The organism is Streptomyces katrae (genome assembly GCF_000966975.1).
Classification (GTDB): Bacteria; Actinomycetota; Actinomycetes; order Streptomycetales; family Streptomycetaceae; genus Streptomyces; species Streptomyces katrae.
Window position 1 is genome coordinate 1 of sequence record NZ_JZWV01001229.1, and the last position, 5,429, is coordinate 5,429.

6 protein-coding genes are annotated in these 5,429 nt (G+C 74.2%); 4 read left to right on the top strand and 2 right to left on the bottom strand.

Annotated features, from left to right (window positions below):
* The 4 genes from VR44_RS35380 to VR44_RS35395 form a co-directional block, all read left to right on the top strand.
* On the top strand, nucleotides 1-799 hold a 799-nt coding region (locus VR44_RS35380; RefSeq protein WP_045951750.1), incomplete at its 5' end, for an ABC transporter permease.
* Nucleotides 800-828: 29 nt separating this feature from the next.
* Nucleotides 829-2,163, top strand: coding sequence for an LLM class flavin-dependent oxidoreductase (locus tag VR44_RS35385; protein WP_045951751.1), 1,335 nt, complete (start codon nucleotides 829-831; stop codon nucleotides 2,161-2,163).
* Entirely contained in the window at nucleotides 2,160-3,746 is a 1,587-nt protein-coding gene (locus VR44_RS35390) for an FAD-dependent oxidoreductase (RefSeq protein ID WP_045951752.1), read from the top strand. The genes VR44_RS35385 and VR44_RS35390 overlap by 4 nt, the downstream gene beginning before the upstream one ends.
* Entirely contained in the window at nucleotides 3,743-4,099 is a 357-nt protein-coding gene (locus tag VR44_RS35395) for a 4Fe-4S dicluster domain-containing protein (protein WP_045951755.1), read from the top strand. The genes VR44_RS35390 and VR44_RS35395 overlap by 4 nt, the downstream gene beginning before the upstream one ends.
* 121 nt (nucleotides 4,100-4,220) lie before the next feature.
* Here the strand turns inward: VR44_RS35395 and VR44_RS35400 are convergent, their stop codons facing one another.
* Nucleotides 4,221-5,141, bottom strand: coding sequence for an NADP-dependent oxidoreductase (locus VR44_RS35400; protein WP_045951753.1), 921 nt, complete (start codon nucleotides 5,139-5,141; stop codon nucleotides 4,221-4,223).
* A gap of 98 nt (nucleotides 5,142-5,239) precedes the next feature.
* Nucleotides 5,240-5,429, bottom strand: a 190-nt coding sequence (locus tag VR44_RS35405) for a DUF2470 domain-containing protein (protein ID WP_045951754.1), incomplete at its 5' end; no start/stop codon positions are given.

Below are 5,429 nucleotides of genomic sequence, written 5' to 3' on the forward strand. Positions count from 1 at the left end.
GGCCGGACCCGCCCGCCGCCCGGCCGGGGCCGCGGCCGTGCTGCGATGGGTGCGGGCCGGGCTGCTGCGGTCGGCGGCGGTGCTCGCCCTGCTCGCCCTGTGGGAGGCCGCGCCCCGGCTCGGGCTGGTCGACGCCACGTTCCTGCCGCCCTTCAGCGAGGTGGCCCGGGCCTGGTGGGGGCTGCTCGCCGACGGCCAGCTCGGCGAGCACACCCGGGCCAGCCTCGTCCGCTCCTTCGGCGGCTTCACCATCGCGGTGGTGATCGCCGTCCCGCTCGGCCTGCTGATCGGCTGGTACCGCCCCGTCGCCGCCTTCCTCGGGCCGCTGCTGGAACTGTTCCGCAACACGGCCGCCCTCGCCCTGCTGCCCGTCTTCGTCCTCCTCCTCGGCATCGGGGAGACCTCGAAGGTGTCGATCGTCGTCTACGCCTGCGTCTGGCCGATCCTGCTGAACACCATCAGCGCCGTCGGGAACGCCGACCCCACCCTGGTCCGGCTGGCCCGCTCGATGGACCTCTCCACGCCCCGGCTCTTCCAGAAGGTGATCCTCCCGGCCTCCGTCCCGGCCGTCTTCACCGGCATCCGGCTGGCGGGCGCGGTCTCGATCCTGGTCCTGGTGGCCGCCGAGATGATCGGCGCCAAGGCCGGGCTGGGCTACCTGATCAACGCCTCGCAGTTCAACTTCGCCATCCCCCAGATGTACGCGGGGATCATCACGATCTCCGCGATCGGGGTGGCCTTCAACCAGCTCCTGGTCGCGGTCGAACGCCGCCTCAGCCTCTGGCGCGTCCCCGCCTGACCCGCCCCGCCGCATCCAAGGGAACAGACATGTCCGCAGCTCCCCGCACCCTCCACCTCAACGCCTTCCTGATGAACGCAGGCCACCACGACGCCGCCTGGCGCCACCCCGCGGCCAGCCCCGAACGCGTCACCGACCTGGCCTACTTCCAGGAACTGGCCCGCACCGCCGAGCGCGGCCTGCTCGACTCGATCTTCTTCGCCGACGGAGTCGCCCTCTGGGGCAAGGCCCGCTACAACGCCCTCGGCGGGTTCGAGCCGCTGACCCTGCTGTCCGCCATCGCCGCCGTCACCTCGCGCATCGGTCTGATCGCGACCGTCTCCACCACCTTCAACGAGCCCTACAACCTGGCCCGCAAGTTCGCCTCCCTCGACCACATCAGCGGCGGCCGGGCCGGCTGGAACATCGTCACCTCCGGCAGCGTCGACGAGGCCCGCAACTTCAACCGGGACGAGCACCTGGAGCACGGCGTCCGCTACGAGCGCGCCCGCGAGTTCCTGGAGGTCGCCACCAAGCTCTGGGACAGCTGGGAGGACGACGCGATCGTCCTCGACAAGGAGCGGGGCGTCTACGCCGACACCGACAAGCTCCACCCCGCCGCCCACCGGGGCGCGCACTTCTCCGTGGCCGGCCCGCTCAACGTGCCCCGCTCGCCCCAGGGCCACCCGCTGCTCGTACAGGCCGGCTCCTCCGAGGACGGCAAGGAGTTCGCCGCGCAGTACGCCGAGGCCGTCTTCACCGCCCAGCAGACCCTCGCCGACGGCCAGACCTTCTACAAGGACCTCAAGTCCCGCCTCGCCAAGTACGGCCGCGCCGAGGAGGACCTCCTGGTCCTGCCCGGCATCGCCCCCGTCATCGGTTCCACCGAGGCCGAGGCGAAGGCCCTGGAGCAGGAGCTCACCGAGCTCCAGATCCCCGAGTACGGGCTCGCCCAGCTCTCCGGCATGCTCGGCACCGACCTGACCGGCCTCCCGCTGGACGGCCCCCTCCCCGACCTCCCCGAGGAACGGGACATCAACGGCAACAAGAGCCGCTTCACCCTCGTCGCCGAACTCGCCCGCCGCGACGGGCTCACCCTGCGCGAGCTGATCGCCCGCCTCGGCGCGGGCCGCGGCCACCGGGTCCACGCCGGCACCCCCGAGCAGATCGCCGACCAGCTGGAGGAGTGGTTCACCCGGGGGGCCGCCGACGGCTTCAACATCATGGCGCCCGTCCTGCCCACCGGCCTGACCGACTTCGTCGACCACGTCGTGCCGATCCTCCAGCGCCGCGGTCTCTTCCGCACCGAGTACACGGGCGCCACCCTGCGCGAGCACTACGGCCTGCCCCGCCCCGCCAACCGGTACGCCCGGAACCCCGCGTGAGCGGCCGAGTTACGGACCACCTCGCCGACGTCCTCGTCGTCGGCGGGGGTCCGGCCGCCACCTGGGCCGCCCTGAAGGCCGCCGAGGCGGGGGCGTCCGTCGTCCTCGCCGACAAGGGCTACTGCGGCACCAGCGGGGCGACGGCCGCGGGCGGCACCGGCGTCTGGTACGTCCCGCCCGAGCCCGCCGCCCGCGAGGCCGCCATGGCCTCCCGCGAGGGCCTCGGCGGCTACCTCGCCGACCGCCGCTGGATGGCCCGCGTCCTCGACGAGACGTACGAGCGGATCAACGAGCTGGCCGTCGAAGGCCGCTACCCCTTCCCCGCCGGCCCCGACGGGCAGCAGCTCCGCGGCGGCCTCCAGGGCCCCGAGTACATGCGGCGGATGCGCGTCCGTATCCGCCGCGCCGGGGTCCGCGTCCTCGACCACAGCCCGGTCACCGAGCTGCTCACCACCTCCGACGGAGCCGTGGCGGGCGCCGCCGGATACCGCCGCCAGGCCCGCGAGCACTACCGGGTCCGGGCCGGCGCGGTCGTCCTCGCCACCGGCGGCTGCGCCTTCCTCAGCGGGGCGCTGGGCACCAACACCAACACCGGCGACGGCGCCCTGTTCGCCGCCGAGGCCGGGGCCGAGCTCTCCGGGATGGAGTTCTCCAACGCCTACGGCATCGCCCCCGAGGGAACCTCCGTCACCAAGACGGCCTTCTACTCCTTCGCCACCTTCTACCGGGAGGACGGCGCGGAACTGGAGGGCGCCGCCAGCCAGGGCGGCCGCTCGGCCATCGCCCGCGAACTGCTCACCGGCGCCAGGGTGTACGCCCGCCTCGACCGTGCCGCCCCGGACGCACGGGCCGCCATGCGCCGCGCCCAGCCGAACTTCTTCCTCACCTTCGACCGGCTCGGCATCGACCCCTTCACCGACCGCTTCTCCGTGACCCTGCTGGCCGAGGGCACCGTGCGCGGCACCGGCGGGATCCGGCTCACCGGCGACGACTGCGCCACGGGCGTGCCCGGCCTGTACGCCGCCGGGGACGCGGCCACCCGCGAGGAGATCTGCGGGGGCTTCACCGGAGGCGGCAGCCACAACGCCGCCTGGGCCATCTCCTCCGGCAGCTGGGCCGGGCGGGGGGCGGCCCGGCACGCGCGTTCGCTCGGCTCCGGGTGCGCCGCCTCCCGGCCGGTGCGCGGGGCGGGCGGAGCGGGGCTCCGCCCCGGCGGATCCGCCGCCGCCTCTCCCGGCCACCGCGCGGCCGTGGACCTCGTACAGAAGGAAGTGCTCCCGTACGACAAGAACTACCTGCGCCACGGCGGCGGGCTCGCCCGGTCCCTGCGCGCCCTCGACGCGGGCTGGGCCGCGCTGCGGGAATCCCTGCACGGCGAGGGCGCCGGCCTGGTCAAGGCACGGGAGGCGGCGGCGATGACGGCGCACGCGCGGTGGATGTACGCGGCCGCGCTGGCCCGCCGCGAGAGCCGGGGCATGGCCAGACGGCTCGACCATCCGGACCAGGACCCGGCGTTGCACCACCGGATCCTGACCGGCGGACTCGACCGGGTGTGGACCCGGCCCGCGGAGGTGGCGGCGTGATCGAACTGGTCTCCGCGCAGCGGTGCATCGCCTGCGACAAGTGCGTCGACGTCTGTCCCACGGACGTCTTCGAACGCGGCCCGGACGGGATCCCCCTCCTGGCCCGGCAGGAGGACTGCCAGACCTGCTTCCTGTGCGAGGCCAACTGCCCCGTCGACGCGCTCTTCGTGTCCCCGCTGACCCGGCCGCTGCCCGAGGACCCGGCCGTGCGGGACGAGGCCGGCCTGGTGGGCAGGGGGCTGCTCGGCAGCTACCGCCGCGAGATCGGCTGGGGCCACGGCCGCACCCCCGGCTCGCTGAGGGCGATCGGGCCCGCACTGGGCGCCGACGGGGGGAAGCCGATCATCTCCTGAGGAGGGGCGGGCCGGTCGCGTGCTGTGCGCGCGGGCGGCCGGAGTGCGGAACTCCGGCCGCCCGCGAGGCGTTCGGCGTCAGGCTCGGAGCGCGTCCGGCGTCCGGCGTCCGGCGTCCGGCTCAGACCGTGAGGACGATCTTGCCGCGGGCCTGGCCGGCCGCGCTCAGCTCCCAGGCCCGTCCGGCCTCGGCGAGCGGGAGGACGTGCCCCACCTTGACGGTGATCCTCCCGGTGTCGGCGAGTTCCGCGAGGGTGGTGAGGTCGGTGGCCGAGGAACGCGCCCAGATGTGCTTCGCGCCCTTGTCGCCGGCGTCGTTGTCGGCGACGGAGATCACCGGACCGCCCGGGCGGACGATGGACTGGAGCAGCTCGACGCCGCCCTCGCCGTAGAAGTCGAGCCCGACGTCGACGCCCTCGGGGGCCAGCGCGGCGACCCGCTCGGCCACGCCGTCCCCGTAGAGGACCGGTTCGGCGCCGAGCGAGCGCAGGTAGTCGTGGTTGCGGGCGCTCGCGGTTCCGATGACCCGGGCGCCGAGGGCGACGGCGATCTGCACGCCCAGCGAGCCGACCCCGCCGGCGGCGGAGTGGATGACCACGGTCTGCCCGGCGGAGACTCCGGCGCGGGTGACGGCCTGGTAGGAGGTGAGCCCGGCCAGGGGGAGGCCCGCGGCTTCCTCGAACGTGAGCGTCGCGGGTTTGCGGGCGAGGGTGCGCACGGGGGCCGAGACCAGCTCCGCGTACGTGCCCAGCTGGACCCATTCCTTGCGGACGTACCCGTAGACCTCGTCGCCCACGGCGTAGTCGTCGGTGTCGGGGCCGACGGCCTCGACGACGCCGGCCACGTCCCACCCCGGGATCACCGGGTGGCGGACCTCCAGGACGTGCCCGAGGAAGCCGGCGGCCAGCTTCCAGTCCACGGGGTTGACCCCGGCGGCTCTGACCCGGACCAGCACCTCGCCGGGACCCACCTTGGGCTCTGGTACGTCAACGAGCTCCAGGGCGGTGGGAGTTCCGTAGCTGCTGTAGGTGATTGCCTTCATGTAGGGGGCAACGACCGGGTCGGGGCGAGGTGTTCCGCCCGGTTCCCCGGCTCCAGCGATCCTCCGGCAGCCCTCCGGCGGGTCTGCGGGGACGGCCGTCAGGCGGGCAGGGTGTTGGGGTGCGAGCGCCTGCGGGCCGCGCTGAGCAGGGCCTGGATCTGCGTGCCCGACTGCTCCACGTCGTCCAGCGGGGAGGGGAAGGGCAGTCGTACGTCGTGGTGCCCGGTGCGCTCCTCCAGGCGCAGGGTGATCCCGTACCGGTCCAGGGCGAGCGGCAGCGCGCGGAGG